The sequence below is a fragment of the Actinomycetospora callitridis genome (assembly GCF_028737265.1).
Taxonomy (GTDB): Bacteria; Actinomycetota; Actinomycetes; order Mycobacteriales; family Pseudonocardiaceae; genus Actinomycetospora; species Actinomycetospora callitridis.
On sequence record NZ_JAQZAK010000007.1, the window covers coordinates 222,840 to 249,629 of the forward strand.

The window sequence follows — 26,790 nt, forward strand, 5'->3', positions numbered from 1 at the left end:
GAGTGCCGCCCCGGCGTCGGTCAGCGCAGGGAGCGGAACGCGGCGCGGACCTCGGTGGAGAAGAGCGCCGGTTCTTCCCAGGCGGCGAAGTGACCGCCCCTGTCGACCTCGTTGAAGTAGGCGAGGCCGGGATAGACGGTCTCGGCCCAGCTCTGCGGAGCAGCCCAGATCTCGTCGGGGAAGGTCGTGAAGCCGACCGGGACCGAGACCGGCGGAGGAGCGTGGCCCGCCGCACGCGCGACGAACTGTCCGAACTCCCAGTACCACCGGGCGGCCGAGGCGCCGGTGCCCGTGAGCCAGTACAGCGTGATGTTGTCGAGAACGCTGTCCCGGGTCAGATGGCCGACGGGCGTGCCGTCGACGAACGCGCGGGAGATCTTGTAGTAGCTGTCCGTGTCGTGGTCGAGCATCCAGGCCGCCAGCCCGACGGGTGAATCCAGCAGGGCGTAGCCGATCGTCTGGGGTCGGGTGGACTGCTCGAGGAAGTAGCCGAAACCGTCCGTCGTGAAGGTGGTGAGCGCACCGAGCGCCATCCGTTCCGGCTCGGACACTGCCGGCAGCACGTCCTTGATACCGATCGCCCCGGCGAGCAGGTTGACGTGGATGCCGAGCAGTCCCTCGGGTGCCTGGCGCCCCATCGCGTCGGTCACGGCGGCGCCCACGTCGCCGCCCTGGGCCACGTAGCGGGTGTAGCCGAGGCGGTCCATCAGCACCGCCCACGCCCGGGCGATGCGGCCGGCGTCCCAGCCGAGCTCGGTCGGCTCGCCCGAGAAGCCGTAGCCGGGCAGGGACGGCAGCACCAGGTGGAAGGCATCCGCCGAGGTCCCGCCGTGTGCGGTCGGGTCGACCAGCGGGCCGACCGCGTCGAGCAGCTCGACGACCGAGCCGGGCCAGCCGTGCGTCATGATCAACGGCATCGCGTCCTCGTGTCGCGACCTGACGTGGAGGAAATGGACATCGACGCCGTCGATCGCGGTCGTGAACTGCGGGAGCGCGTTCAGCCTCGCCTCGCAGCGCCGCCAGTCGTACTCGTTCGTCCAGTAGCGCGCGACTTCCCGGATCGTCTCCCGTTGCACGCCCTGCGAGCGGTCGGAGACGAGTTCCCGGGTGGGCAGACGTGTCGCCAGTACGCGTCGGCGGAGGTCGTCGAGGTCCTCCTGCGCGACCTCGACGCGGAACGGGTGAATCTCGGGCCGGGTGGCGGTGGGGATCGGGGTATCGGTGGGTGCCGACATGGCATCTCCTGACAGGGGATACAGCGGATGGCGTCGAGGTGTGCCCACGGCCCGGCGTCGAGACGATTGCGCCTGAGCCCGAGAGCCCCACGCGGCAAGACTCGAGGGACGACTCACGAGGGCGCCGGCTCGCCGTCCTGCGACACAGCCGACCGCCAAGAGGCGCTACGCCGACACGAAAGCGACGTCGCGCGCCGATCTCCGCGAGCACTGACTCCGATCGCCGGACACGCCGACAGCAGAATCGGAGGGAGTCGTCCTGGCCACTACGTCGCTCTCTCCGAGCAGACCCGCGAATGGGAGACCGTACTCCTGGACGTACGCCCGAGGGAGGCGTCGACCGCAGGTGGGAACGGGTGCCGAGGTTGTTCCACTCGTCGGCGGCACCATCTCTCCTCCATCGGAGGGAGCACACGGGAATCCACACACGCGGAGTGCCGGAAACGACACGCTCGGGCACGAATTCACCGATCGATTTCTCGGATGGTGATCGCTGACATATCGCCCGGCCGGTCGGCGGCTGTTCGGCGGTAGGCCCGAGCAGTTCGCGGACGCTAGCGTTCGCCGGCGCGACACGTGGCGCATCCGTCAACGCAGGGGGGCGGCGCCGGTGTTCGGCGCCCATGACCCCGGTGCCTCGTCCCGGTCTCCTGCGCGCGTCCCGGAGCGAGCATGTCTCCCACCGTCTCCGCTGCTGTCGTCACCAGCCGCATCGAGGCCGAACTGATCGCCGGCTTCCTGCGGGACCACGACATCCGGGCCGCCGTGGCGGCGGACGACGCCGGGGGCCAGGAACCCGAGCTGCAGCTGCAGGGAGTCCGCGTCCTCGTCGACCACTCCGACGAGGCCGCCGCGCGTCGTCTGCTGGCCGCCGTCGAGGCCGGCGCTGATCCCGGCGAGTAACGCCGCCGACCCGAACCCCACCGCGACGGACCACGGGGCTCCCGTCGCAGGACCGCAAGGAGCACCTCATGGCCACGCGCGCATCGAGCACGGCGACCGCCGAGCGGGAGATTCGACCCTTCGCGATCGACGTCCCCGAGGAACAGCTCGCCGACCTGCGGCGGCGCATCACCGCGACGAGGTGGCCCGACCGGGAGACGGACCCCTCGCAGGGCGTGCAGCTCGACACGATCCAGGCGCTGGCCGACTACTGGGCGAGCGAGTACGACTGGCGCGCCTTCGAACGCCGGTTCGCCGCCCTGCCGCACTTCGTCACCGAGATCGACGGCGTCGACATCCACTTCATCCACGTCCGCTCCGAGCACGCGGACGCGATGCCGCTCCTCGTCACGCACGGGTGGCCGGGCTCGACGATCGAACAACTGAAGATCATCGACCCGCTCACCCGCCCCACGGAGCACGGTGCGAGCGCGTCGGACGCCTTCGACCTGGTGATCCCGTCGCTGCCCGGCTACGGGTTCTCGGGACGGCCGACGGAGACCGGCTGGGACCCCGTGCGCATCGCCCGGGCGTGGGTGGAGCTGATGGGCCGGCTCGGCTACACGAGGTTCGTCGCGCAGGGGGGCGACTGGGGCAACGCCGTGACGGAGCAGATGGCGCTCCTGAAGCCGCCGGGTCTGCTCGGCATCCACACCAACATGCCGGCGACGGTCCCGCCGGAGATCTCGAAGGCGCTCGCCGTCGGGGACCCGGCGCCGCCCGGCCTCGCCCCCGCCGAGGAGAAGGCGTACGAGGTCCTCGCCCACTTCTTCGCGACCGGCGTCGGCTACGCCGGTGAGATGGCCAACCGGCCGCAGACGCTCTACGGCATCGCGGACTCCCCCGTCGGCCTGGCCGCGTGGATGCTCGACCACGACGTCCGCAGCTACGAGCTCATCGCGAGCGCCTTCGCCGGCCGACCCGGCGGACTCTCGCGGGACGACGTCCTCGACAACATCACCCACTACTGGCTGACCAACACCGCGATCTCCTCGGGTCGGCTCTACTGGGAGAGCAAGCTCGCCTTCTTCGACGTCAAGGGCGTGGAGATCCCGGTCGGCGTGACGGTCTTCCGTGACGAGCTCTACCCGGCCCCGAGGAGCTGGGCGGAGCGGGCCTATCCGCAGCTCATCCACTTCAACGAGATCGACGAGGGCGGCCACTTCGCCGCCTGGGAGCAGCCGCAGGCCTTCGCGGAGGAGATGCGGACGACCTTCCGGCCGCTGCGGTGACCAGGACCGCGGAGCTCCCCGTCGAGGGCGTGTTCCCGCCGCTCGACGGGGCGACGACGTGGCTGAACTCCGCACCGCTGACGCCCGAGCGCCTGCGCGGGAAGGTCGTCGCCGTCCAGTTCTGCACCTTCTCCTGCATCAACTGGCTGCGCACGGTGCCCTACGTGACGGCGTGGGCCGAGGAGTACGGGCCCGGGTTGGTGGTCGTGGGCGCCCACTCCCCCGAGTTCCCGTTCGAGCACGACCCCGAGAACGTCCGGTCGGCGCTCGCCGCGATGGGCGTCGGCTACCCGGTGGCCGTCGACGACGACTTCGCGATCTGGCGCGCCTTCGACAACGCCTACTGGCCGGCGCTCTACGTCGTCGACGCGCAGGGGCGGGTCCGCTACCACCACTTCGGTGAGGAGGCCTACGAGCGGTCGGAACGCGTCATCCGGCAACTGCTCGCCGAGGCCGGGCACGACGTGGACCCGGAGCTGGTCCACGTCGAGGCGGACGGGGTGTACCTCGCCGCCGACTGGCCGCGATTGGGCTCGCCGGAGACCTACGTCGGCTACGCCCGGGCCACCGGGTTCGCCTCGCCGGGCGGAGTGGCCCTGGACCGGAGCCGGGTCTACCCCGAGGCGGAGCGGCTCCGGTTGAACCACTGGTCGCTCTCCGGCGCCTGGACGGTGGGCAGGCAGGTCATCGCCCTGGACGAGCCCGGCGGCCGGATCGTGCACCGGTTCCGGGCTCGGGACGTCAACCTCGTGATGGGCGGCCGGGCGGACGGGGGGCCGGTGCGCTTCCGGGTGACGCTGGACGGCGAACCACCGCGCGGCGCCCGGGGGCTCGACGTCGACGAGGACGGCTCCGGGATCGCCCGCGAGGAGCGGCTCCATCAGCTGATCCGGCAGGACGGGGCGATCCACGACCGGACCGTCGAGATCACCTTCGACGACGCCGGCGCCCGGGCCTACGTGTTCACGTTCGGCTAGGGGCGAGGTCGCCCCTGCCGGCCGGCGCACGCCTGACGCGCCGTCGAGAACGACCCCGGCCGCCGCCGCGGGGGCGTAGGTTCGAGGGGTCGGCCCCGAGGTGCCGGCGTCCGTTCTCCGGGCACCCGTGATCCGGGCGAGCCCGTGCCCCCGACCCCGTCGCTCACCAGTGGTAGCGGCGGGGTCGTGTCGTGAGGTCTCCCGCCGAGGCGATCGCCGGTAGTCAATCGTCACCTGCCCGGCATGCGGTGCCGCTAGCGTCGGCCTTCGTACCCCGGACCCGGTGCTCACGTCCCACCCAGCCCGCTCTGCGGGCATCCCCAGGGAGCTCCATGTCCGTTCCGGACGCACCGGCCGACACGATCACCCCGACCGACCTCGCGGAGATCGAACGCGCGAACGCCTCCGGCCGCACGCCGGTGGTGTTCATCCACGGCCTGTGGCTGCTGCCCAGCAGCTGGAACCGCTGGGCCCAGGTGTTCGAGGATGCGGGCTACACGTCGCTGACGCCGGGCTGGCCGGACGACCCGGTGACCGTCGAGGAGGCCAACGCCCACCCCGAGGTGTTCGCCGACAAGACCGTCGGCCAGGTGGCCGACCACTACGCCGCCGTGATCGCCCTGCTCGACCGGGCCCCGGTCCTCGTCGGGCACTCCTTCGGTGGCCTGCTCAGCCAGATCCTCGCCGGGCGAGGACTCGCGGCGGCGTCGGTCGCCATCGATCCCGCACCCTTCCGCGGGGTGCTGCCCCTCCCGATCTCGGCGCTGAAGTCGGCGTGGCCGGCCCTGCACAACCCGGCCAACCGTCACCGCGCCGTGCCGCTGACCTACGAGCAGTTCCGGTACGCGTTCGCCAACGCCGTCGACGAGGTCGAGGCCAAGACGCTCTACGCCACCTTCGCGGTGCCGGCCGCCGGCGTCCCGCTGTTCCAGGCGGCGGCGGCGAATCTCAACCCCTGGACTGAGGCCGCGGTCGACACGGAGACCCCGTCGCGCGGCCCGCTGCTGCTGATGTCCGGGGAGAAGGACCACACCGTGCCCTGGGCCCTCACGCACGCGAGCTACAAGCAGCAGGCCCACAACGAGGGCGTCACCGAGATCGTGGAGATGCCCGGTCGCGGCCACGCCCTGACCATCGACGCCGGCTGGCGCGAGGTCGCCGACACCGCCCTGACGTTCGTGCGCCGCTTCGCCTGACCTGAGGAGACCTCTCGTGGACATGCACCTGGCGGGCAAGGTCGCCGTCGTCACCGGCGCGAGCAAGGGCATCGGGCTGGCCGTGACCCGGGCGCTGGTCGCGGAGGAGGTGCGGGTGGCCGCCGGCGCCCGCACGACCAGCGACGAGCTCGCGGCACTGGCGGCGGACGGGACGGTGGTGCCCGTCCTGGGCGACCTCTCGGCCCCCGACGGGCCGGCCGCGCTCGTCGACGAGGCGGTGCGGACGTTCGGGGCCATCGACGTGCTGGTCAACAACGTCGGTGCCGTGACGCCGCGGCTCGACGGCTTCCTCGCCATCGACGACGCGGAGTGGGAGCGCACCCTCGCGATCAACTTCCTCACGGCGGTACGGGCGACCCGGGCGGCGCTGCCCCACCTGCTCGAGCGTGCCCCGTCCACCATCGTCACCGTCTGCTCGGTGAACTCCTTCCTGCCCGACCCGACGGTGGTCGACTACAGCGCCGCGAAGGCCGCGCTGGCCAACCTGAGCAAGTCGCTGTCGAAGGAGTTCGGGCCCCGCGGCGTCCGGGTCAACACCGTGAGCCCGGGGCCGGTCGAGACCGCGCTGTGGCTCGGGGACCAGGGCGTGGCCGCCACGCTCGCGGGTCCCGGTGGGCGGGATCCGGAGGCCATCGCGAAGGAGGCCGTCGCGGGGACCGCCACGGGGCGGTTCACCCGTCCCGACGAGGTCGCCGACGTCGTCGTCCTGCTCGCCGGCGGCCGGGCCGGCAACGTCACCGGCTCCGACGTCGTCATCGACGGCGGCCTCGTGACCACCCTGTAGTGACGACGAGGCAAGCGGCCCGTCTCAGTTCGACAGCTGGTCGAGGGGACTGCCCACGGTATCCAGGTGCTGCCGGAGGATGGCCAGGGTCCGGTCGCCGAGCTCCGACGGCACGGTGCCGGTGTCGTCGAGCCGCCGCTCGTGGTCGTCGAGGACCCGGCGGGCGGCCTCGACGAGCGGGACGCCGCCGAACTGGGCTGTGAAGTCGAGGCTCACGGCGGCCTGCTCGGTCGGCACGCCGAGCACGACCGCCAACGCACCCTCGGCCCGGTGGACCGTCGCCTGCTCGCGAACGGCCTCGGTGATCTCGCTGGTCTCCATCGACAACCCCGACGTACTCGTGCCGCGACGGAACGCGGCTGGTGGTCGGCGGGGGCTGGGCCGAGAGATCGACACTCTCACCATCGCTCATCGCCGGGGTCGATGCCACCCGCTGTGCGGCAGCGCACGACGTCGCCGCGGGACGATGCGCCACGGGACGCCGGGGACGACGGAGGAGAGCGCGGATGGACGGGCAACGAGTGCTGGTGACCGCGGGCGCGGCGGGGATCGGGCTGGCGGTCACGGAGGCGTTCGTCGCCGCCGGAGCGAGGGTGCACGTCGTGGATCTCGACGAGGCCGCCCTCGCCGAGGCGACCCGCCGCTCCGCGACGACGACAGGCACGGTCGGTGACGTCACCGACCCGGCCGTGGTGGAGCGCCTGTTCGCCGACGTCGAGCGCGAGCTCGGCGGCCTGGACGTCCTGGTCAACAACGCGGGCGTCGCCGGCCCGACGGCGCCCGTGGAGGACTACGACGCCGAGGCCTGGAACAGCGTGCTGGCCGTCAACCTCACGGCCACCTTCGTGATCACGCAGCGGGCGATTCCGCTGCTCAAGCGGTCCGACCGCGGGTCGATCATCGTCATGAGCTCGGTGGCGGGACGCTTCGGCTACCCGAACCGTGTGGCGTACTCGACGACCAAGTGGGGGCTGGTCGGCTTCGCCAAGACCCTCGCCCTCGAGCTCGGCCCCCACGGCATCACCGCGAACACGATCCACCCCGGGGCCGTCGCCGGCCCCCGCATCGAGCGCGTGCTCGCCGGTCGCGCGCAGGCCGCGGGGACCGACGTCGAGACCGAGCGCGCCAAGGCCCTCGACAACCAGTCGATCCGGGAGCTCACCGATCCCGCCGACGTCGGCGCCCTGGCCGTCTTCCTCGCCGGGCCGCACGGTCGCTCGATCTCGGGCCAGGTGCTCCCGATCGACGGCGACTCGAAGTCCGCCCAGTGATCGCCTCGACGTCGCGGTCAGCTACCGGCGGCGACCTTGCGGTAGCGGATGTGCGTGGCCAACGGTGAGTGGAGCACCTCGACGGGCTCGAAGTCGAAGGAGTCGACGCCCTCGAACATGCGCTCGCCGGCACCGAGCAGGGTGGGGGCGATGTCGAGGGTGAACTCGTCGATCACGCCGGCGTTCAGCGCCTGCCGGACGGTGGAGGCGCCCCCGGCGATGTCCACACCCTTGTCGGCCGCGGTCTCGGAGGCCTGCGCGTAGGCGGCCTCGAAGCCCTCGGTGACGAAGTGGAACGTCGTCCCACCCTCCATCTCGATCGGCTCATGAGCGTGATGGGTCAGCACGAACACCGGCGCGTGGTACGGCGGCTCGGCGCCCCACCAGCCGCGCCAGTCCTCGTCCCACTCGCCGCGGACCGGCCCGAACATGTTCCGGCCCATGACGTAGGCCCCGCGGGGGCGCATGAGCCACCCGGTCGCGATCTCGTCGGCCTCGGTCGCCCGCGGGTCCCCGATGTGCCACCCGTGCACCTCGATGCCGCGCTTCCCGAGCGGGTCGTCGCGGCTCTGATCCGGCCCGGCGACGAAGCCGTCGAGTGAGATCGACATGTGGCAGGTGGTGTCCGTCATCAGCGCTCCCGAGTGATTGCGAGTTGCAACCGGTCGGGACACCGTAGCAGCCGGATCGGCCCAGCGGACGCGAGAGCACGAGGACGGCTCGACCGTCGTGGTCAGCGAGTCCGTGCCGTCACCACGGAGATCGACAGCGACCGTGGAGGCTCCCTGACCATCGGTGCGGCCCGGAGTCCGGCACCGCGGCGTAGTCAGGCAGCTCGGGGCCGGTGACCGCACGCTCGATGAGCTCGGTGAACCACTCCGAGGTGAAGTCCGGGGGCGGTGCGGCGTCTGGCCCGGGGACGTCGCGGGTCTGCGCGTTCAGCCGGCCGATCTCCTGGTTGGCCTCGACGAACGAGCGCATCCGCGCCTCGTACCCGGCGAACCCGGCCTCCGGATCCCATCCGGCGGCGGCCAGCTCCCCGGCGAGCACGTAGGCGCCGACCAGGGCCAGCCCGGTGCCCTGCCCGGACATCGGCGACGAGCTGAACGCCGCGTCCCCGAGCAACCCCACCCGTCCGTTCCACCAGCGGTCCATCACCACCTGGGCGACCTGGTCGAGGTAGAAGTCCGGGGTGTCGTCCAGGTGCTCGAGGATGCGCGGGGTCCACCAGCCGTAGCCCGCCATCCGCTCGCGCAGCAGCCGCTTCTGGGCCGCGACGTCGCGGTGGTCGACATCGTGGTCGGCAGCGGGGAAGGAGAACATCGCCATGGCCTCGTGGGCCTCGTGGATGGGCCGCAGGGCGGCGGAGCGCCCGTTCTCCTGGTACTCGATCAGCCAGCGGTCGAGGCCGAACTCGTTGGGCACGCTGTAGAAGGCCAGCACGTGACCGAGGTGGCGGACGAATCGGTCGCGCGGCCCGAAGACCATCGCCCGCAGCGCCGAGTGCAGCCCGTCGGCCCCGATCACCAGGTCGAAGCGCCGCCGGTCGCCGCCCTCGAAGGCCACGTCGACCCCGTCCGCGTCCTGGGTGAGCTCGACGATCCGGTCGCCGAAGACGTACTCGACGTCGTCCCGGGTGTCGTCGTAGAGCACCCGGGACAGGTCCCCGCGCAGGATCTCGATCTCCGCGATGAACCCGTCGCCGCCGTCGTCCTCGGCACTGAAGGTCTCCAGCACGTTCCCGTCCGCGTCCACGCTGTGGGCGCCGGCGGTCACGGTGCGGACCGCACGCACCTGCGCGTCCAGCCCCATGAGCCGTATGACCTCCTTGGACACCCCGCGCGCGTCCACCGCCTGCCCGCCGGGACGCAGCCCGGGGGCCCGCTCCACGACGGTGACCTCGGCTCCTCGCCGGCGGAGCCAGTGGGCCAGCGCGGGCCCCGCGATGCTCGCCCCCGCCACCAACACCCTCGTGCCGCTCACTGCGCCCCCTGCTCGCCCGCTCGGACCACGGTCGGGACCCTACGGTGGCCGCCTGACAGGGAGGCCTCGGCGACGGCGGCCCGGACGTGGTCCGACGGGAGGGTGAGCACGTGAACGACGAGCACCTCCGGTTCTGCGCGAGCGCCGAGTGGGCGGCCCTGGTCCGCGACGAGCTCCTGCCCTGCCGAGCTGCCCGCACGCCTGCGGACCGCCGGGTTCGTCGACGTCGTGGTCGCCAGCACTAGCGACCGCTTCCGGTTCGGGCCGCCGTCCCCTGACGTCTTCGGGCGCCGATGCGGGATCCCGCCGTCTCAATCCCCTCGGCACGGTGACGTTCGGCCGACCGGTCCGGGGATGACCGCACCGCGCGACGGCGTTGCACAGGACAACGGGCCCGGGTACCCCATGCAGTCCCCCGGTCCCCTGTCCGACCGGCACCACCGGTCAGGAGGAGCACCACATGACCGACGTCAGCCCCGTCGCCACCGAGCCCACCACCGGGTCCACCACCGGCAGCGTCCGCATCGTGCGGGTGCCCGAGCTCGTCGGGGTGCCGGCCATCGACGCCCACGACCGTGCCCTCGACGCCGGCGTGCTCGCCGTCGCGGAGAACGCCACGCACACCGCGAGCGGCCGCAGCCTCATCCAGCGCCAGGACCCCGACCCGGGCGCCGAGGTCGAGCACGGGGCGATCGTGCGGATCTGGGTCAGCTCCTGACCCGGTAGCCACGCCGGGGGCTCGAACCGCAGCCCCCGGTGGGGCACGATCGCAGGATGTGCCGCAACATCCGGGTCCTGCACAACTTCGAGCCCCCGGCCACCGACGCCGAGGTGCACGAGGCGGCCCTGCAGTACGTCCGCAAGATCAGCGGTGCGGCGCGGCCCTCGAAGGCCAACGAGGACGCCTTCGCCCGGGCCGTCGCCGAGGTCACGGCGAGCACCCGCGTGCTCCTGGACCAGCTGGTCACCACCGCCCCACCGAAGGACCGCGAGGTGGAGGCGGACAAGGCACGGGAGCGGGCCCGAGAGCGCTACGCCCGCTGACCAGCCCTAGGCACCTTCAGCGCGCCCTGCTCCGCGGCCCGGGACGGCGCTGGATGACGCGTTCCGACGACTTCGGCGCCGCGCTCGGTGCGGGGGTGGCCTCCGGCTCGACGGGCTCCGGGCGCTCGGCGGGCTGCGGCGCGGCGGGCTCCGGCGCGCCCGCGTCCTCGGCCCGCTGGCGCCCGCGGGGCAGGCAGCACTTCTTGTACTTCGCCCGGGAGCCGCACCAGCACGGGTCGTTGCGGCCCGGGGGCCACGGGAGGCGGGGGCCGGGCTCCGGGGCGGTGGCCGCGTCGCCCGCGGCGTCGTCGTCCGACAGCATCGCGGCGAGCAGCTCCGGGGTCGCGACCTCGACCTCCAGGACCTCGCCCTCGGCGTCGGCGGCCTGCAGCTCGCCCTCGACGATCGCCCGGTGGGCGTCCCAGTCGCGCCCGAGCTCCCCGGCCGCCTCCGGCTGGGCGGCCAGGAGCCGGGTGAACGCCGCCTCCGGGAAGAACACCAGGTCGGGCGCGGCGCCGAGGTCGTCGGCGAGCGTGTCGTACTCGTCGGGGACGCGACCGAGCCCCGCGCGGACGTCACGGCGGGTCATGACCAGCTCGTCCACCACCGCCGCCACCTCGAGCTGCTCCTCGGAGCCGTCGGTCGCCCGGTCCTCGCGCTCCATCGCGGTGAGCATGGCGGCCGTGACCCACTGCTCAGCGAGCTCGGCGCGCCCCGTCTCGGTGAGCGCCTCGACGATCGGCCCGACCGCATCGACGTCGCGGTGCAGGAGCGGCCGCAGCGCCGCGAGCGCCGCCATCCCCTCGTCCTCGCGTCCGAGACGCAGGAGGCGCTCCGCATGGATCGCCTGCAGCCACGTCGCGTCGACGGTCCCCTCGCCCCTCGTGGCCGCCCGGGCCGAGAGGGCGAGGGCCTCCTCGTGGTCCCCGGCGAGCTCGCGGGCCTCGGCGGCGAGGCTCAGCGCATAGCCGGCGTCGTCGGGGTCGGCCAGCCTGCCCCCCTCGACGGCGGCGACCAGCTCGACGGCGAAGGGCCGTGGATCGCGCGCGGCCTGCGCGTCGGCGCCGATGCCGTCGAGATCGTCCGCGGTCAGGAGAAGGGCCACCGGCGCAACGTAGTCCTGGCCCGCCCGCCGCCGCCCGTCACTGCGAGCCGGCGGCCACCAGCGTCGCGGTGAGGGGCTCGAGCTCCGCGATCAGCTCGTCGAGCTCGGCGGGGGTGAGGGCGTCGTAGGGCGGGGTGGCGAGCTCGTCGGTCATGGCCTCGATGCGTTGCTGGGTCTCGCGCCCGGCATCGGTGAACCGCCCGTCGGCGTCGACGAGCCCGCGTTCGCGCAGGCCGGCCATGACCGCGGCCAGCCGCTTCTTCGGCAGGTGGTGGATGCGTCCGAACGACTCCGCCGGGTAGATGCCGTGCGCCAGCGCACTGAGCACGTGGGCTTCCGTGCCGCCGACGCCCGCCGCGAGCAGTGCGGCGACGTGCCCGTCACCGCGGTGCTCGCGCAGCATCGTGGCGGCGTGCCACAGGCGGGTGACCGGGTCTCCGGGCACCTCCAGGGCGCGCCATCCGGCGTACATCACCCGACCCTCGGTGGGCGCGCCCGTCGCGGCCTTCGTCGTCAGGTCGGCGGCGCGCACCAGGCCCGGGGAGTCGGCCAGCTCAGCACCGAGGATCCGGCGCACCGACGCCGCACTCCCCCGCCGCCACGCGGCGAACGACGTCTCGGGCGGGACCGTCTCCCACGCGCTCGGGATGTGCCGCGCCGCCTCCCCCTCGGCGAAGCTGTAGAACGCCGCGTGCACGACCTGGGCCGGCACCCGTCCCAGCGGCGCGGCGCGGGCGGCGAAGTAGCCGTCCCAGTAGGTGCGGTGCCCGAGCGCCGCCAGCTCCTCGTTCGACTCGTCGGCGAAGTAGGTGACCAGGCAGATCGGCTCCAGGAGCTCGAACATGCGACGGGCGGTGCGGGCCATGGCGGGCGCCTCTCCCTCGGTTGCGGGCCTCCACCACGACGACGAACCCGCTCCCCCTGTTTCGACACCGAGCCTCGGTGCTCACACCCCCCGGGGCAGGTCCGGTCGGCGTACGGTCGATCCCACCGGCGGAGTTGGCCCCGGACCTCGGCAGACCCCGCCCCTTTCTCGTTGGGCGGAGTTCCCGTGAGCGCCTTGTTGATCTCCCTGATCGTGGTCGTCCTGGTCCTGCTGGTGCTCGTCACGGCGAGCGTGCGGCTCGTGCAGCAGTACGAGCGGGGTGTCGTGCTGAGGTTCGGCCGCCTCCTGCCGGAGATCCGCCAGCCGGGCCTGCGCCTGCTGGTGCCGTTCGCCGACCGGATGGCCAAGCTCTCCGTGCAGACGGTCGTCCTCGACGTGCCGTCGCAGAGCACCATCACCCGCGACAACGTCACCATCGGGGTCGACGCCGTCGTCTACTTCCGCGTCCACGACCCGGTGCGAGCGGTGATCAACGTCCAGAACTACCTGCAGGCGACCTCCCAGGTCGCGCAGACCTCGCTGCGCTCGGTGATCGGCCGCGCCGACCTGGACACGCTGCTCTCCGACCGCAACCGGATCAACGGCGAGCTCAAGGACGTCATCGACGCCCCCACCGAGGAGTGGGGCATCAGCATCGACCGCGTCGAGATCAAGGACATCTCGCTCCCGGAGGGCATGCGGCGGTCGATGTCGCGCCAGGCCGAGGCCGAGCGCGACCGGCGGGCCCGCGTGATCCACGCCGACGGCGAGCTCCAGGCCTCGACCAAGCTCTCTCAGGCCGCCGCGGCGATGGGCGAGACGCCGGGCGCGCTGCAGCTGCGTCTGCTGCAGACCGTGGCCGACGTGGCGTCGGAGAAGAACAGCACGCTGGTGATGCCGTTCCCGGTCGAGCTGCTCCGCTTCTTAGAGCGAAGCGGCGACCCCGTGCCGACGACCACCGCCGGTCCGGCGCCCTTCTCCGCCGCGGAACCGGACGACCCGGCCGGCCTCGGGACCACAGCGACGCCGGACACGCCGAGCAACGGCGCCGCCGTCCCGTCCCCCGGCACCGACCTCCGGGACCAGGGCGAGCGCTGACGGCGCGGGCTCAGTCGTCCCGCAGCGCGCGGCGCAGGATCTTGCCGGTGGTGGTGCGGGGCAGCTCGTCCAGGAACTCGATCTCCCGCGGGACCTCGTGGGCGGCCAGCCGCGACCGCACGTGGGCGCGCAGCCGGTCGGCGAGCTCCGCGGACGCGGTGACCCCGGGGCGCAGCACGACGAAGGCCTTGGGGACCTGCCCGCGCCGCTCGTCCGGCACGCCGACGACCGCGGCCATCGCGACGGCTTCGTGCCCGCCGAGGCTCTGCTCGATCTCGCCGGGGCCGATCCGGTAGCCGGCCGAGGTGATGACGTCGTCCTTGCGGGACTCGAACCAGACGTAGCCGTCCGCGTCCTGCCGGGCCAGGTCGCCGGTGAGCAGCCAGTTCCCGAGGTACTTGGCCTCCGTCGCCTCCGGGTTGCGCCAGTACTCCAGCATCGTGGAAGGCGTTCGGCGGTCGAGGGCGAGCTCGCCGACCGTGTCGATCACGGGCGCGCCGTCGTCGTCGAGCACGACGGCGGTGAACCCGGGCAGCGCCTTGCCCAAGGATCCCGGACGGACCGGGTACACCGACGCGCAGTTGCCGATGCAGGCGTTGAGCTCGGTCTGCCCGTAGCCCTCGTTCACGGTCGCGCCGAAGAACTCCTCGCTCCACTTCAGCAGGTCGGCGCCCAGGGCCTCGCCGCCCGACGCGACCGAGCGGAACACGAACCCGTCGCCGTCGATCCCGGACGCGCGGATCACCCGCAGCGCGGTGGCCGGCAGCAGGGTGAGCGTCACGCCGAACTCGCGCATCAGCCACACCGCGCGCTCGGCGGTGAACGCCGGTTCGCGGTCGACGACCACGGGCAGGCCGTGGAACCAGGCCGGCACCAGGATGTCCATGATCCCGGCGATCCACGCCCAGTCGGCCGGGGACCACAGCACGTCGTGGGCCTTCGGGTAGAACTCGAAGATCGCCTCGAAGGCGGGCAGGTGCCCGAAGACGATGCGGTGGGCGTGCAGCGCGCCCTTGGGATCGCCGGTCGTGCCCGAGGTGTAGATCAGGAACGCCGGGTCCTCCGCGGCCGTGTCCACCGGCGTGAACTCCGGGGACGCCGCGGCCAGCGCGTCCTCGTAGGAGTCCGCGCCCGCGCCGCCGATCACCAGCAGCGGCACCTGCTCGCCGCCGTCGTCGAGCGCCTCGCGCACCCGGTCCGCGTTCGCTGCGGCCGTCACCACGGCCTTCGCGCCGGCGTCGCGCAGCCGGTAGCGCAGCGCGTCCGGGCCGAACAGCGCCGACAGGGGCAGCGCGATCGCGCCCATCCGGAACATCGCGACGAAGCCGACACCGGTCTCGAACGAGGCCGGGCTGACGAGACCCACGACGTCGCCCCGCCCCACCCCGAGCGCGGTCAGCGCGTTCGCGAGCCGGTTCGAGGCCTCGGTCACCTCGCCGAACGTGTGGTCGCGTGAGCTCCGGTCCACCTCGACGACCGTGAGCGCCCGCGCGCCCGGGTCCTGCCGGTCGGCGCACGCCACCCCGAGGTTGAATCGTTCCGGGATGTCCATGGTGGCGAAGTCGACCTGGCGCCACAGCTCGTCGTAGCCCGGGGCCGGGGTCAGCAGCGGACGCTCCACGACGACTCCCGCAGGTCCACGACGATGAGGACCGCTCCACGGTAGGGCGCGGACGGTGGCGTGGATAGCTCCGGTCGGCGGTCGAGAGCCGATCCGAATCGGTTGCCAGCTCCGCGGACCCACCACCCGCCGCGTCACCGCGTCGCCGCGAAGCACGAGGCCACGAGCACGGGATGTGGGGCGGTCCGAGCCGGAAAGGCCGCGGCGACCGCCGTCGGCGATCGGTGCACGCCGACGTCAGCCGACGGCGGTCGCGTCCCGGTCGCGCACTGTCGTCGTGGTCGTGGCGCCCGTCGATCGAGAACGCGTCCGGGCGTCCGCCGAGACCGGAGCGCGGTGTTGGCCGTGCTCACGCAGGACCCTTCCTTCCCCCACCAGCACGGAGCCGTCGCGGATGGCCGCCGGCTGCGCGCCCTGGGGCTCCCCGATCGGCGCGGGGACCACGCCGGGGCCAGAAGCCGGGCCCGACGCGACATCGGGCTCAGCACCCGGAACGGGTTCACCACCCGGAACGGGCTCACCACCCGGAACGGGCTCGGGACCGGGGCGAGGTTCGGGACCGGGGCGAGGTTCAGGCTCGGCCCCGGGGCGGGGTTCGGACTCGTCCCCCGAGCCCACGTCCGGTAGCGCGACGGGCCCGGAGACGGCTCCCGAGGAGTCCTCCGCGCCCGCGGCGGCGGGCAGGACGTCGGACTCCGGGGCGGCCTGGTCCCTCGGCATCGTGGGCCCCGCAGGCTCGTCGAGGGCCAGCACCGGCGCGTCACCCCTCGAATCGGCGCAGCTCACGATCGAGGTGCGGTCGGGGACCTCGACGTAGAGGAGTGAGACGTACAAGCCGTCGGCGGTCCGGAGCCACATGTCGGAGTGCGCGCCGGACTCGTCGGTGACCACGTCTCCGGTCCGGGCACAAGTGAGCGCCAACCGCGATCCGCGGGCTGCCGTGTCGCGCGAGGTCTCGGCGATCGCTTGAGGCGCCGACCGGAGGTTGACCCCCGCGGCCCCGACGTCGTGCACGACGCCCGTCCACGAGACGGGAGCAACGGCAACGGCCTCCGTCGACTGTCCCTGGCCCGTCCACCACGCGATCGCGCTGGCCAGGACGAACGCCTGCGCGAGACCGGCCACACCGATCAGGCACCGACGTACACCCCGCCGCCGCGTCTGCAGGCGCACACGCCTCCCCGCGTTCCCGAGCCTGTCGGAGAACGTGGGCTCCCCCGGAGGGTGCGCGGAAAGATCGTTCGAAGGCGTGGCTGCTGCGGCGGCGACGGGCCGCCGCACCGGCGTCATTGTGATCAACCCTCGCTGGCTCGGTCCCCGCACCGGCTCCGACAGGGACGTCGTCGCCGCGTCCAGGCTCCGCTGCGACGGACCCTGCGCCCCATCCCCCTTGGACGTCACCATGGAACTCCCCCTGATCGAACTCGTGATCGCACCCCGTATCGGTGGATCACCCGGAAGAGTTACCTGATCCTTGAGATTGATCAGCGACGACACCGAAAGTGACCTGCTCGCCCACGACGGACGTCACGGTCGCCCGGAGCGTCTGGGACCGCTCGCGCACCGTTGCCGTGCAGTCGAGGGTGGCGCCGACCACGGCCGGAAGAGATTCCGGGCACTTCACGGCGCCGGCAGGGAGGCCCGTCGTCGCCACCATCTGGCTCTCGACCCGCGCCGCGGACACGAAAGGCTGCCTGCTGTTCCTCGCGGCGAGGACGCCGCCGACCGAGACGACGAGGGTGAGCAGCACCCCGAGAACCACGGCCGACGTCGCTGCGCGCCGGGTCACGCCGGTCGATCGGCGACGCACTGCGACTCCCACGACCGCGCCGACCGGCGGGAGCACCACGGCGAGGACGATCGCCATCAGCATCGTCCGATAGCGCGGCGGGGCCGGTCTCGTCGCGGTGTCCTGGTTCCGTTCGATCTTGCCAGCGGCGGGTCCCGGCGACGGAACGTCTCGGAGCGGAGAGGACGGAGGGACGAGTGGCGAACCTCGACGACGGGAGACCGACGCGACATCGGGTGCCTCGCGCGTTGCTCGGCGCGTCTGCATCGGCGGCGGCGGCGCTGCCGTGACCGCATGTGCCGTCGCGGCAGGTCGAGGACGACCGACGAGGGTCCGCCGCGACGCCGCGACGAACTCACCCACGCTCGACGGCCGCCCGTCGGCCCGCTTGGCCAGGGCGGCCAGCACGACGTCGTCGAGGCCGGCGGGAAGGTCGTCAACCAGCGCCGAGGGCCGAGGCGGCGGTTCCTGCAGGTGAGCCACCATGATCGCGGCCTTGTGACCCACGAAGGGCGGCCTGCCCGTCACGAGTTCGAAGAGCACGCAGCCCAGCGCGTACACATCGAGGCGATGATCGAATCGCTCCGCCCGGAGCTGCTCCGGCGCCATGTACGCAGGCGTCCCGGGAGAGGCACCCGACGCGGTGAGGCTCCCGGTCGACTCGCGGATGTGGACGATGCCGAAGTCGGCGAGGTACGCGAAGTCGCGGCGCCCGAGGAGCACGTTCGACGGCTTGACGTCGCGATGGACGAGCCCCGCCCTGTGGGCCGCTCCCAGGGCATCGGCCACCTGCTCGATGATCTCTATGGCCGAGATCGGCTGAAGTCGGCCGGCACGCGCAAGCCGGGCGCCGAGGTCCTGCCCCCTCACCAGGCGCATGTCGATGAACATGCGGTCGTCGATCACCCCGAAGTCGTGGATCGGGATGACGTGGGGGGAGTCGAGCTCTCCGACGGTTCGGGACTCGCGGCGAAAGCGCTTCCGAGTATCCGGGTCGCTCTGCGCCTCGGGGTGGAGGCGCTTGAGGGCGACGGTGCGCTCGCGTCGCGTGTCGAACGCCTCGTGGACCTCCCCCATCCCCCCGCGACCGAGCAGGCGGCGCAGGCGGTACGGCCCGAACTCCTCCACCGACGGACCCACCTCCCCCGCAGTCCGCGTCACGCGGGGTGATCGCATTCACCGCGCCGATCGTTAGCCGGGCCTCTGGCTGACGGAGGCGGGGTGGCGACCGGCCAGGAGCCGCCGCGTCGTCAGCGCCTCGGGTCCTCCGGCCACGCGTGCTTGGGGTAGCGGCCCCGCAGCTCCGCGCGCACCTGCGGGTAGCCGGAGTCCCAGAACGACGCGAGGTCGGCGGTCACCGCCACCGGCCGTCCCGCGGGTGAGAGCAGGTGGACGACGACCGGGACCCCGGCCAGGACGGGGGCCCGCTCCCACCCGAACGCCTGCTGGACCTTGAGCGCCACGACGGGGGCCGCGGGGTCGGTGTAGTCGACGCGGACGCTGCGTCCCGACGGGGTCGTGACCGTGGTCGGCGCGAGCTCGTCGAGCCGGCCGGCCTCCGACCACGGCACGAGGTGGCGCAGCGCCGACGCGACCTTCACCCGCGCGGCGTCCGCCCGGCGGCGCACCCGCGTGAGGTCGAGCCACTCGTCGAGACGGGACAGCAGGGCCTCGTCGTCGACGGCGGGCCACGGGTCGCCCCGCGCCGCGTGCAGGAACGCCAGCCGGGCCCGCAGCGCCGTCGCCGCGTCGTCCCAGCGCAGCAGCCCGAGCCCCTCGGCGGCCAGGCCGTCGCGCACCGCGGCCGCGACCGCCGCCGGGTCGGGGTGGGCCAGGGGCCGGCGGGTCAGCACGATCGCGCCGAGGCGCTCGCGGCGCTCCGCCACGACGTCGCCGCCCTCCCAGGCCACCACCGCGTCGTCGTGCCACCAGCCCGCGGCGGCCTCCCGGGCGAGGTCCTCGTCGACCGGCACGGCGAGCCGCACCCGCGCCACCCGGTCGCCGGGACCGCGTACGGCGTCCGCCACGGCGATCCACGGGCTGCCCCGCAGCCGCGACCCGGCGGCGAGCTCGACCCCGGTGCCCCCCGTCGTCAGGTACTCCCGGGCGTCGGCCCCGCGGGCGCGGGCGAGGCGGTCGGGGTAGGCGAGGGCGACGACCGAGGCCACGCCCCGCGAGCGCGTCCCACCGCTCCGGCGACGGGGACCGCTGTCCTGCCGAAGCCTCCGGACCTCCGCCCGCCACCGCGGATCGTTCGTGGCCCGGGCCGTGCGCAGGAGCTCCTCGAGGTCGTCGGAGTCGCCCCGCACGTCGGCGGCGAGCAGCGCCACCACCTCGGTCGCGGTGTCCGCCCCGACGGCCTCCGCGCCGTCGAGCAGCGCGCGCCCGAGCCGGGGGTGCACGCCGGCCGTCGCCACCGACCGCCCCCGCTCCGTGATGCGACCGTCGTCGCCGACCAGCCCCAGCCCGCGCAGCACCTCCCGCGCGGCGTCGAACGCCACGGCCGGCGGCGGGTCGAGCAGGGCCAGCCCCGCGGCGTCCGGCGTGCCCCACCGCGCGAGCTGCAGCGCGAAGCCGGCCAGATCGGCGTGCGCCACCTCCGGGGCGTCGTCGCGGTCGCGGTGCGCGTGCTCGGCCTCCGACCAGCAGCGGAACACGGTCCCGGCGGCCTCCCGACCCGCGCGCCCGGCGCGCTGCGTCGCCGACGCCTGGGACGCGAGCACCGTGACCAGGGCGTCGAGGCCGCGCGCATGGTCGGTCCACGGCCGCCGCGAGAGCCCGGCGTCGACGACGACCCGCACCCCCGGCACGGTCAGGCTCGTCTCGGCGATCGACGTCGCGAGCACGACACGGCGACGGCCCGTCCCGCCGCCCAGCACGGCGTCCTGGTGCGCCGCGTCCTGCCCGCCGTGCAGCGTGAGGACCTCGGCGTCGACGCGGCCCAGGCGGCGGGCGACGTCGTCGATCTCCCGGCGACCGGGCAGGAACACGAGCACGTCGCCGACGGCCTCGGTCACGGCGCGCCGCACGACCGCGCTCACGTGGTCGAGGAACGCCGGCTCCACCCGCATCCCACGCGGCGGCGGGACGGGACGCGGGGGCGGGCTCCAGACGACGTCGACGGGGTGCATCGGGTCGGGGGCGGTGACGACCGGTCCGTCGAGGGCGACGGCCAGGTCGTCGGCGGCCGCCGTGGCGGACGTGGCGAGCAGGCGCAGGTCCGGGCGCAGGGCGGCGCGCGCGTCGACGCCGAAGGCGAGCGCGAGGTCGGTGTCGAGGTGGCGCTCGTGGCACTCGTCGAGGACGACGGCGTCGACCCCCGCGAGCTCCGGGTCGCGCTGGAGCCGGGCCACGAGCAGCCCCGTCGTGACGACCTCCACCCGCGTCTCCGGTCCGGTGCGCCGCTCGCCGCGGATCGCGTAGCCGACGCGCCCGCCCACCGGCTCGCCGAGCAGCCACGCCATCCGCTGGGCCGCGGCACGGACGGCGACGCGACGCGGCTCGGCGACGAGGACCCGCCCGCGCACCGACCCGGCCAGCGCGAGCGGCACCAGCGTCGTCTTGCCGGTGCCGGGCGGGGCGACGAGGACGGCGGCCCCGCGCTCGTCCAGCGCCGCCTCGAGCTCCGGGAGCGCCGCGCGCACCGGAAGGTCGAGGTCGACCTCGTCGATCACACCTGCCGGTCTACCAGTCCCTCGACTCATCCGAGCCGGGTGATGCGGGCGTGGGCCGGCACGACTTGTCTCGACCCTGATGACGGACCCACGCACCTCCGCCGCGATCTGCCGTCGTCCGAGGGAGTCGCGATGTCCGCCGTCGATGATCTGACGGAGCTGGTCGAGCGCGCGGGTGCCGCCGAGCGGACCGCCCTCGCGTCGAGATGGAAGGAACGCGAGGACGTCGACGCTCTCCGGCGCCGTGTGGAGGGCGCCATCACCGAGCAGCACCAGCTGGAGAAGCTCTCCCCCGGGCCCGTCCTGAGCGATCGGCGCGCCCGTCTCCGGGACGCCTTCCTCGACGAGGGGCTCCGCAGCGCGCCACCTCCGGCGGTCGATCACGCCGACGCCGCGCGGGCCGAGGCGGAGGCCGCCGGCGCCGTGACCGTCGCGCGGCTGGCGTTGTTCGAAGCGCATCTCGCGGTCCTCGACGCCCGGCTCGCCCGCATCGACGCCGGCGAGGCCGAGCCCGGCGCGGAGGCGATCGACGGCCACACCCCGCTGCAGGGACGCAACGCGGTCACCCGGCACGGGCCCGCGCTGGCGAACGGCGTGCGCGGCGAGATCGTGTACATGCTCGCGCGCAAGCCGCGCTCGCTCCTCACGAGCCTGGCGATCGGCCTCGCGCTGGGCCTGCTCTACCTCGGCTTCATCCGGGTGTTCCAGTGGGACAGGGCCCAGGCGTGGCTGCCCTACCTCGGGCTGTGGGCGATCTCGGTCGTCATGGGCGGCGCGGTGTGCCTCAACGCCATGAGCTTCGACGCCATGCGCGTGCGGGCCGCTCTGGACAGCGGGGCGCGGCTCTGGCATCTGCTGGTGACCAAGAACCTGGCCCTGGTCTGTCTCGTCGCCCCGATCGGCTTCCTGCTCAGCGGCCTGCTCGCCTGGCGGGCCGGCAACCTCGACGCGTTCTTCAAGGCCTGCGCCCTGATGATCTCGTTCATCCTGCTCTGGCTGGGGGTCGGCAACGTGCTGTCCGTCGTCGTGCCCATCCGGGACGAGCCGATCCTGCGTCGCCGGAAGGACGGCACCCTCAAACAGTTCGCGATCGTCTTCGCCGTGTCCTACGCGATCGGCTACATCGTGAACATCATGCTGATCTGGCGTGTCTTCGCGGCCCAGGAGTGGGCGGCGCGCCTGGGCAGCGCGATCCTTCCGGCGATCTTCGTCATCGTCAGCAGCGCCTCGATGTGGATCCTCCTGACCATCGTCGCGGTCGCGCTGTCCCAGCAGCCGAAGATCCGACGGGCCCTGATGAAGGAGCTCGCCGACTTCCAGTCGAACGCCGAGGCACAGGCGCTCGCCCGGGAGACCGACCAGGCCCGGACGAGCGTCGCCTCGGCGGCGGAGCCGACGACGGAGACGGCGGAACCGGGAGCGTCAGCCGCGCGGTGACCGCGTCCGGCAGGTCATCGGGGGCTCCTGCCAGGTGCCGTCGATCACCGGGGGCTCCGGTCCGTAGAGACGGAAGATCGCGGTGAACGCGCCCGCCGGCGCGGGCAGCCAATTGGCTCGTTCCTCGGGCGCCGACGGTTCGTCGTGCTGCACGGTCAGGGTCAGGGAGCCGTCCGGCCCGAACACCAGGCCCTCGGTGCGGTCGCCGATCGAGTACCGGTCGATCGGGTTGTCGACCAGCAGGCGGCTCGGGAGCGCGTACATCGTGATCGACCAGAAGAGCTTGACCGGCGGGAGCCGGTCGGCCGGGAAGTGCACCGTGTAGGAGTCCCCGCCCGTCAGCGGACGACCCTGCTCGTCGGCGTGCCAACCGATGTAGATCGCTTCCTCGACGTCGTTGCCGTAGATGCCCATCGCCGCGGCCGTGGCGCGACGCAGGTAGTCCTGGCCCAGGCTCGCGCGACTGCCGAAGAGCCCGACCGAGGAGTGCGTCGCGTGGATGGCATCGTCCAGCCGACGGCGCCCGTCCTCGACGCCGGCGTCGAGCGCGGCTCGCTGCTCGTCGGTCAGCGACGCGGCGTCGAACGACCATCCCGGACCGATGCCCGCGCGGGCGAACGTGCTCATGAGCTCTCGCTCGGAGGGGTCGGGCGGCTGGCAGAACTGCAGCAGGAAGTTCAGGTAGGCGATGAACTCGCGGCTCAGGGCCCGCTGCTCGTCCCACGCCGGCCAGTCCACGGCCGGGGCGGGCGGGGGTGGCTCCGTGCCGGCCACGGCGTGCCGTGGCGCGAGCCCGTACTGCTCCTGCAGCGCCTCGACGTTCGCCAGGTCGTGCGGTCCGTCGAGGCCCGTGCGACCCAGGCAGCCGATGAACTCGGTCTCGGACCGGAACACCCCGTCGATGCCCTCGGGCACGTCCCCGTCCCAGCCCGGGCCGGCGAACAGGTAGCGGCCCCCGGCCCGGCCGGTGCTGAGGACGCCGGCGTAGGCGAAGTTGTAGGTGAACAGGTCGAACCACTGGAACGTCACGTACCGGTCCCCCGGGACCGGCGGCACCGTGAGCACCCACGGTTCGGCGCGCAGGTCCAGCCAGGCCCAGGAGTACGGGGTGTCGTTGTTGGCCGTGACGATGTCGGTGTCGGCGGGGGTGTAGACGCGGTCGTAGTGGCGGAACCGACCGAAGCCCCCGACGTAGCCGGGGAACGTCTCGTCCACGGCCTGCTCGTAGAGGGTCTTGTAGTTGAACAGCATCGCGTAGGCGTAGACGAACGCGTCGGCCGTCGTGGCCCTCAGCTCGTCCGGTCCGGCGTCCACCCGATGGCCTCCCCCGATCCGCATCCCTGACCCGCGCACGGTAGGGAGGCGCCCGGTGTCGTGGCCTCCTCCTGAGCGGGTGAGATCGAGTTCGACCTGGCCCGCCTCAGCCCACCCGTCGACGACCACCCGCACCTCGTGCACGGCGTTGCGCGCCGCGTCGAGGGGCTGGACGCGCCCCTGTGTGTCGGTGGCGCGGGCGGCGAGCACGTGCTCGCCCGGCGGCAGCTCGAGCGCGAGGGCGAAGTGCTGCCACGTCCGGTGCTCGCCCCGCGCCTCCAGGGTCGCCGGACGCCACCGGCCGTCCACGCCGACCTCGAGCGACGCCACCGGGAACGCTCCCCACGCCCACCCGCTCACCTCGACGGCGCCGCCGACGCGTGCTCCCTCGACCGGGGTCGTGATCACGCTGGTGACGTCGAGGTCGCGTACCGGCTGCGGCCGGGGCTCGCCGGGCACGCTGCGCTGGTAGAGGCGGGTGGTGAACAGGTGCTCGGGACGCCGGTCGGCGACGGTGAGCGCGCGGAGCCACTTGACGTTGTTGGTGCCGAAGTACCCGGGCACCACGAGCCGCGCCGGCCCGCCGTGCTCGTCGTCCAGCGGCGCCCCGTTCATCCCCAGCGCCACGATCCCGCGCTCGCGGGCGACCTCGAGAGGCACGTCCTTGCGGTACTCGGTGCACGCGACGTCGGCGAAGACCCCGGCGTCGGCGCCGGTCGCCCACAGCGCCGACGCCGGCGCCGCGCCGGCGGCCTCGAGGAGCGCCGCGACCGGGACGCCGTGCCACACCACGTTCGCGGCCCGTCGTACGAAGACGCCCGGCTCGAGCGGGTTGCCGAAGCACTCGAGGACGGCCGGCACGTCGACGGTGGGCAGGGCGCGCAGCGCGGGCAGGTCCAGCTCCCGCGGCGTCGCGACGTCGCCGTCGATCCACAGCCGCCACGACCCGCGGTCGACGTGGGCGATGCCGAAGTGCCCGATGACGTAGACGTCGTCGATCGCCGTCACGCGCTCGCCGAGGCGCTCCGGGCCGGGGATCCACTTCGTCGTCGACGCGGGGTCCATGGGCGTGGCGGTCACGACGGGACCTCCCGGGTGGTCACGGTCCGGCGGCGGGCCTGCCCAGGCTCCCGGTGCCGGGCGCCCCGGGTCCAGAGGACGGCACCGCGAACGGCTGTGGTGGCGGGCCGGACCTGCGTAGCGTCAGGGCGCATGACGACGCCGTCGGTGCTGGACGAGACGCAGCTGGGCCACCTGCGCCACTGGGACAACCTCTCCCGCCGTCTGCCCCACGACTGGTCGCTGATGCAGGGCAAGGGCGCGGGCGAGGACGACTTCGGCAGCTACCGGTTCCAGCTCGCCTACATGATCTACGGGCTGGCCCTCACCCACCGCCACCGGCTCCCGGCGGCCCCGGGCCTGTTCCGCCCGATGATCCAGCGCCTCATCGAGAAGCTGCTGATGCCCGACGTCTGGCTCTACTGGCGCGACGTCTCGCGCGGTGGGATGGTCGCGAACGCGCACCTCTCCGAGGGCTACCACGAGGAGTGGGACCCCGTGGTGCGCGACAACATCATGTACTCGGCGTACGTGCAGTCCTGCGCCCTGCTGCACGACCACCTCTTCGCCGAGGACCGCTACGCCGAGCCGGGCGCGCTGACCTTCCGGCACTGGTCGTTCTTCTGGGGCGGCGAGGAGAAGCGCTTCTCCTACGACCGCGACTCGCTCAACGAGCACCTCTACTGGCAGATGGTCGAGAACGGCTACCTCGGCGTCGCCTGCGAGCCGAACTGCGTGTTCCAGATCTGCAACCAGCCGGCGATCCTCGGCTTCCGGCTGCACGACGTCCTCACCGGCGGGGACCGCGCCACCGAGGTGGTGGCCGGCTACGAGAAGGCCTGGGCCGACTTCGGCCGCCTCGACGGGGCCGGGCACTACAACCAGATGGTCCTCGAGGACAGCAAGGTCGTGGCGCCGAACGCCATGCTCGCGCCCTGGGTCGACGCCTGGTGCGGGGCGCTGATGAACACCTGGAACCGCGACTTCGTGCGGGAGAACTACCCCCGCCAGGTGGCGGAGTTCCTCGTCCCCGGACCCGACGGCACCCTCTCGGTGCGCTCCGCGCCGGCGAGGAACGTGATGGGCCAGGCCGTCATCACCGACACCTGCGACACCGGGTGGGTCGCCGCCTGGGCCTCCGAGATGGGCGACCGCGCCACCCTCGACGGCCTGCTCGCCCACGCCGACCGGTTCATGGCGCCCGCCCGGCAGGACGGCGGTCTCTACTACCCGCGCAACGACACCCCGGCCGACGCCGACGGCCACCGCACCGAGGTCGAGCCGATGACGGGCAACGTCCTGCTCGGCTACGCCCGTCTGAACGTCCCCGACGGGCTGCACGAGCTCTACCAGCGCCCGTGGGGACCCGACCACTTCACCGAGCCCGCGCTGACCGAGGTCGGACGCGACGTCGAGGTCCACCGCGCCGAGGTCGTCGACGGGGTCCTGCACGCCCGTCTGCGACGCACCGGGGACGGCGAGCCGACCGTCGTCGTCGGACGTGTGCCGGAGGGCGCGCGGCTGCGGATCGACGGCCGGGAGGTCGAGGCACGCCCGGTGCCCGAGGGCCTGCGCGTCGACGTCACCCCCGGACCGGCGCACGACCTCGAGCTGGTGCCGTGAGCGCGCCCACCGACGTCGCCTTCGACCTCGTCGACCACCACGGCGACCCGGTCGACGCCCGGTCCTACCCCGGCGCGTGGCTCCTGGTGCAGTTCGGCTTCACCTCGTGCCGCGTCGTGTGTCCCCGGGCGCTCACCCGGCTCACCGCGGCCCTCGACGCGCTCGACGACGTCGTGGCCGACCGGGTCCGGCCGCTCTACGTGAGCGTCGATCCCGAGCGCGACACCCCCGACGTCATGCGGGACTTCCTCGCCGCGTCCTACCCGCGCTTCACCGGGCTCACCGGCACCCCGGAGCAGGTCGAGGCGGCCAAGCGGGCCTTCCGCGTGTTCGCCCGCCGCCGCGCCGACCCCGAGGACCCGGACGGCTACGCCGTCCCGCACACCGCGATCACCTACCTCGTCGACCCCGACGGACGCCTCGCCCACCACTGGCCCGACACCGCCGACGCCCCGACCGTCGCCGCCGGACTGACCGCGCGCGTGGCGGCCGGGATCGGGGCGAGCCCGTCACCCTGACC

At 73.4% G+C, this 26,790-nt stretch carries 22 protein-coding genes; 12 read left to right on the forward strand and 10 right to left on the reverse strand.

Annotated features, from left to right (window positions below; genetic code table 11):
- Window positions 1–20 precede the first annotated feature (20 nt).
- The gene (locus tag PH191_RS21540; RefSeq protein WP_274196680.1) at window positions 21–1,235 is read right to left on the reverse strand and encodes an epoxide hydrolase family protein; all 1,215 of its coding nucleotides are present in this window, start codon (window positions 1,233–1,235) and stop codon (window positions 21–23) included.
- Window positions 1,236–1,907: 672 nt separating this feature from the next.
- On the opposite strand from PH191_RS21540, the gene PH191_RS21545 reads away from it, so the two are divergent.
- The 5 genes from PH191_RS21545 to PH191_RS21565 all read left to right on the forward strand — a co-directional run bounded on the left by PH191_RS21545 (window position 1,908) and on the right by PH191_RS21565 (window position 6,387).
- Window positions 1,908–2,138: a putative signal transducing protein gene (locus tag PH191_RS21545; protein WP_274196681.1), complete on the forward strand. Its 231-nt coding sequence runs from the start codon at window positions 1,908–1,910 to the stop codon at window positions 2,136–2,138.
- A 68-nt stretch (window positions 2,139–2,206) separates the two neighbouring features.
- Window positions 2,207–3,409: an epoxide hydrolase family protein gene (locus PH191_RS21550; RefSeq protein ID WP_274196682.1), complete on the forward strand. Its 1,203-nt coding sequence runs from the start codon at window positions 2,207–2,209 to the stop codon at window positions 3,407–3,409.
- Window positions 3,406–4,386, forward strand: a complete 981-nt coding sequence (locus PH191_RS21555; protein ID WP_274196683.1) for a thioredoxin family protein — start codon at window positions 3,406–3,408, stop codon at window positions 4,384–4,386. The genes PH191_RS21550 and PH191_RS21555 overlap by 4 nt, the downstream gene beginning before the upstream one ends.
- Window positions 4,387–4,718: 332 nt before the next feature.
- A complete protein-coding gene (locus PH191_RS21560; RefSeq protein ID WP_274196684.1) occupies window positions 4,719–5,582 on the forward strand; it encodes an alpha/beta hydrolase in 864 nt (287 codons plus the stop codon).
- 22 nt (window positions 5,583–5,604) lie between these two features.
- Entirely contained in the window at window positions 5,605–6,387 is a 783-nt protein-coding gene (locus PH191_RS21565) for an SDR family NAD(P)-dependent oxidoreductase (protein ID WP_274196752.1), read from the forward strand.
- Window positions 6,388–6,411: 24 nt separating this feature from the next.
- Here PH191_RS21565 and PH191_RS21570 read toward each other — a convergent pair whose 3' ends face one another.
- On the reverse strand, window positions 6,412–6,708 hold the full coding sequence (locus PH191_RS21570; protein WP_274196685.1) for a hypothetical protein: 297 nt from the start codon (window positions 6,706–6,708) through the stop codon (window positions 6,412–6,414).
- A gap of 185 nt (window positions 6,709–6,893) precedes the next feature.
- On the opposite strand from PH191_RS21570, the gene PH191_RS21575 reads away from it, so the two are divergent.
- Window positions 6,894–7,658 carry an SDR family oxidoreductase gene (locus tag PH191_RS21575; protein WP_274196686.1) on the forward strand — a complete coding sequence of 255 codons (765 nt, stop codon included), beginning with the start codon at window positions 6,894–6,896 and terminating at the stop codon, window positions 7,656–7,658.
- A gap of 17 nt (window positions 7,659–7,675) precedes the next feature.
- On the opposite strand, the gene PH191_RS21580 is transcribed toward PH191_RS21575, so the two are convergent.
- Together PH191_RS21580 and PH191_RS21585 are read right to left on the reverse strand one after the other, a co-directional pair.
- Window positions 7,676–8,290 carry a dihydrofolate reductase family protein gene (locus tag PH191_RS21580; RefSeq protein WP_274196687.1) on the reverse strand — a complete coding sequence of 205 codons (615 nt, stop codon included), beginning with the start codon at window positions 8,288–8,290 and terminating at the stop codon, window positions 7,676–7,678.
- Between the two features lie 118 nt (window positions 8,291–8,408).
- Window positions 8,409–9,626, reverse strand: a complete 1,218-nt coding sequence (locus tag PH191_RS21585; RefSeq protein ID WP_274196753.1) for an FAD-dependent monooxygenase — start codon at window positions 9,624–9,626, stop codon at window positions 8,409–8,411.
- A gap of 475 nt (window positions 9,627–10,101) precedes the next feature.
- Between PH191_RS21585 and PH191_RS21590 the strand changes: the two genes are divergently transcribed.
- Both PH191_RS21590 and PH191_RS21595 read left to right on the forward strand, forming a co-directional pair.
- A complete protein-coding gene (locus tag PH191_RS21590; RefSeq protein ID WP_274196688.1) occupies window positions 10,102–10,359 on the forward strand; it encodes a PASTA domain-containing protein in 258 nt (85 codons plus the stop codon).
- A 56-nt stretch (window positions 10,360–10,415) separates the two neighbouring features.
- Window positions 10,416–10,685 carry a DUF2277 domain-containing protein gene (locus PH191_RS21595; protein ID WP_274192013.1) on the forward strand — a complete coding sequence of 90 codons (270 nt, stop codon included), beginning with the start codon at window positions 10,416–10,418 and terminating at the stop codon, window positions 10,683–10,685.
- A 16-nt stretch (window positions 10,686–10,701) separates the two neighbouring features.
- On the opposite strand, the gene PH191_RS21600 is transcribed toward PH191_RS21595, so the two are convergent.
- Window positions 10,702–11,790 (reverse strand): SEC-C domain-containing protein, encoded by a 1,089-nt coding sequence (locus PH191_RS21600; protein WP_274196689.1) that lies wholly within the window; start codon window positions 11,788–11,790, stop codon window positions 10,702–10,704.
- A gap of 37 nt (window positions 11,791–11,827) precedes the next feature.
- Complete coding sequence (locus PH191_RS21605; RefSeq protein ID WP_274196690.1) at window positions 11,828–12,655, reverse strand: SCO6745 family protein; 828 nt, start codon at window positions 12,653–12,655, stop codon at window positions 11,828–11,830.
- Window positions 12,656–12,850: 195 nt separating this feature from the next.
- Between PH191_RS21605 and PH191_RS21610 the strand changes: the two genes are divergently transcribed.
- Window positions 12,851–13,753 (forward strand): slipin family protein, encoded by a 903-nt coding sequence (locus PH191_RS21610; RefSeq protein WP_274196754.1) that lies wholly within the window; start codon window positions 12,851–12,853, stop codon window positions 13,751–13,753.
- Between the two features lie 10 nt (window positions 13,754–13,763).
- Here the strand turns inward: PH191_RS21610 and PH191_RS21615 are convergent, their stop codons facing one another.
- From PH191_RS21615 to hrpB, 3 genes are all read right to left on the reverse strand, one after another.
- Window positions 13,764–15,374: an AMP-binding protein gene (locus PH191_RS21615; RefSeq protein WP_274196691.1), complete on the reverse strand. Its 1,611-nt coding sequence runs from the start codon at window positions 15,372–15,374 to the stop codon at window positions 13,764–13,766.
- Between the two features lie 1,450 nt (window positions 15,375–16,824).
- Window positions 16,825–18,291: a protein kinase domain-containing protein gene (locus PH191_RS21620; protein WP_274196692.1), complete on the reverse strand. Its 1,467-nt coding sequence runs from the start codon at window positions 18,289–18,291 to the stop codon at window positions 16,825–16,827.
- A 122-nt stretch (window positions 18,292–18,413) separates the two neighbouring features.
- Entirely contained in the window at window positions 18,414–20,867 is a 2,454-nt protein-coding gene (gene hrpB / locus PH191_RS21625) for an ATP-dependent helicase HrpB (RefSeq protein WP_274196693.1), read from the reverse strand.
- 102 nt (window positions 20,868–20,969) lie between these two features.
- Between hrpB and PH191_RS21630 the strand changes: the two genes are divergently transcribed.
- The gene (locus PH191_RS21630) at window positions 20,970–22,274 is read left to right on the forward strand and encodes a hypothetical protein (protein WP_274196694.1); all 1,305 of its coding nucleotides are present in this window, start codon (window positions 20,970–20,972) and stop codon (window positions 22,272–22,274) included.
- Here PH191_RS21630 and PH191_RS21635 read toward each other — a convergent pair.
- The gene (locus tag PH191_RS21635; RefSeq protein ID WP_274196695.1) at window positions 22,260–24,668 is read right to left on the reverse strand and encodes a DUF1254 domain-containing protein; all 2,409 of its coding nucleotides are present in this window, start codon (window positions 24,666–24,668) and stop codon (window positions 22,260–22,262) included. The two genes, PH191_RS21630 and PH191_RS21635, sit on opposite strands and share 15 nt — an antisense overlap.
- Window positions 24,669–24,800: 132 nt before the next feature.
- Between PH191_RS21635 and PH191_RS21640 the strand changes: the two genes are divergently transcribed.
- A complete protein-coding gene (locus PH191_RS21640; protein ID WP_274196696.1) occupies window positions 24,801–26,270 on the forward strand; it encodes a linalool dehydratase/isomerase domain-containing protein in 1,470 nt (489 codons plus the stop codon).
- Complete coding sequence (locus PH191_RS21645; RefSeq protein WP_274196697.1) at window positions 26,267–26,788, forward strand: SCO family protein; 522 nt, start codon at window positions 26,267–26,269, stop codon at window positions 26,786–26,788. The genes PH191_RS21640 and PH191_RS21645 overlap by 4 nt, the downstream gene beginning before the upstream one ends.
- Window positions 26,789–26,790: the final 2 nt, after the last annotated feature.

Bases quoted from the DNA above. Each gene is read 5' to 3' on its own strand.
- PH191_RS21540 (WP_274196680.1), bottom strand. From the start codon at position 1,235: ATGTCGGCACCCACCGATACCCCGATCCCCACCGCCACCCGGCCCGAG.
- PH191_RS21545 (WP_274196681.1), top strand. From the start codon at position 1,908: ATGTCTCCCACCGTCTCCGCTGCTGTCGTCACCAGCCGCATCGAGGCC.
- PH191_RS21550 (WP_274196682.1), top strand. From the start codon at position 2,207: ATGGCCACGCGCGCATCGAGCACGGCGACCGCCGAGCGGGAGATTCGA.
- PH191_RS21560 (WP_274196684.1), top strand. From the start codon at position 4,719: ATGTCCGTTCCGGACGCACCGGCCGACACGATCACCCCGACCGACCTC.
- PH191_RS21565 (WP_274196752.1), top strand. From the start codon at position 5,605: ATGCACCTGGCGGGCAAGGTCGCCGTCGTCACCGGCGCGAGCAAGGGC.
- PH191_RS21570 (WP_274196685.1), bottom strand. From the start codon at position 6,708: ATGGAGACCAGCGAGATCACCGAGGCCGTTCGCGAGCAGGCGACGGTC.
- PH191_RS21575 (WP_274196686.1), top strand. From the start codon at position 6,894: ATGGACGGGCAACGAGTGCTGGTGACCGCGGGCGCGGCGGGGATCGGG.
- PH191_RS21580 (WP_274196687.1), bottom strand. From the start codon at position 8,290: ATGACGGACACCACCTGCCACATGTCGATCTCACTCGACGGCTTCGTC.
- PH191_RS21590 (WP_274196688.1), top strand. From the start codon at position 10,102: ATGACCGACGTCAGCCCCGTCGCCACCGAGCCCACCACCGGGTCCACC.
- PH191_RS21595 (WP_274192013.1), top strand. From the start codon at position 10,416: ATGTGCCGCAACATCCGGGTCCTGCACAACTTCGAGCCCCCGGCCACC.
- PH191_RS21605 (WP_274196690.1), bottom strand. From the start codon at position 12,655: ATGGCCCGCACCGCCCGTCGCATGTTCGAGCTCCTGGAGCCGATCTGC.
- hrpB (WP_274196693.1), bottom strand. From the start codon at position 20,867: ATGAGTCGAGGGACTGGTAGACCGGCAGGTGTGATCGACGAGGTCGAC.
- PH191_RS21630 (WP_274196694.1), top strand. From the start codon at position 20,970: ATGTCCGCCGTCGATGATCTGACGGAGCTGGTCGAGCGCGCGGGTGCC.
- PH191_RS21640 (WP_274196696.1), top strand. From the start codon at position 24,801: ATGACGACGCCGTCGGTGCTGGACGAGACGCAGCTGGGCCACCTGCGC.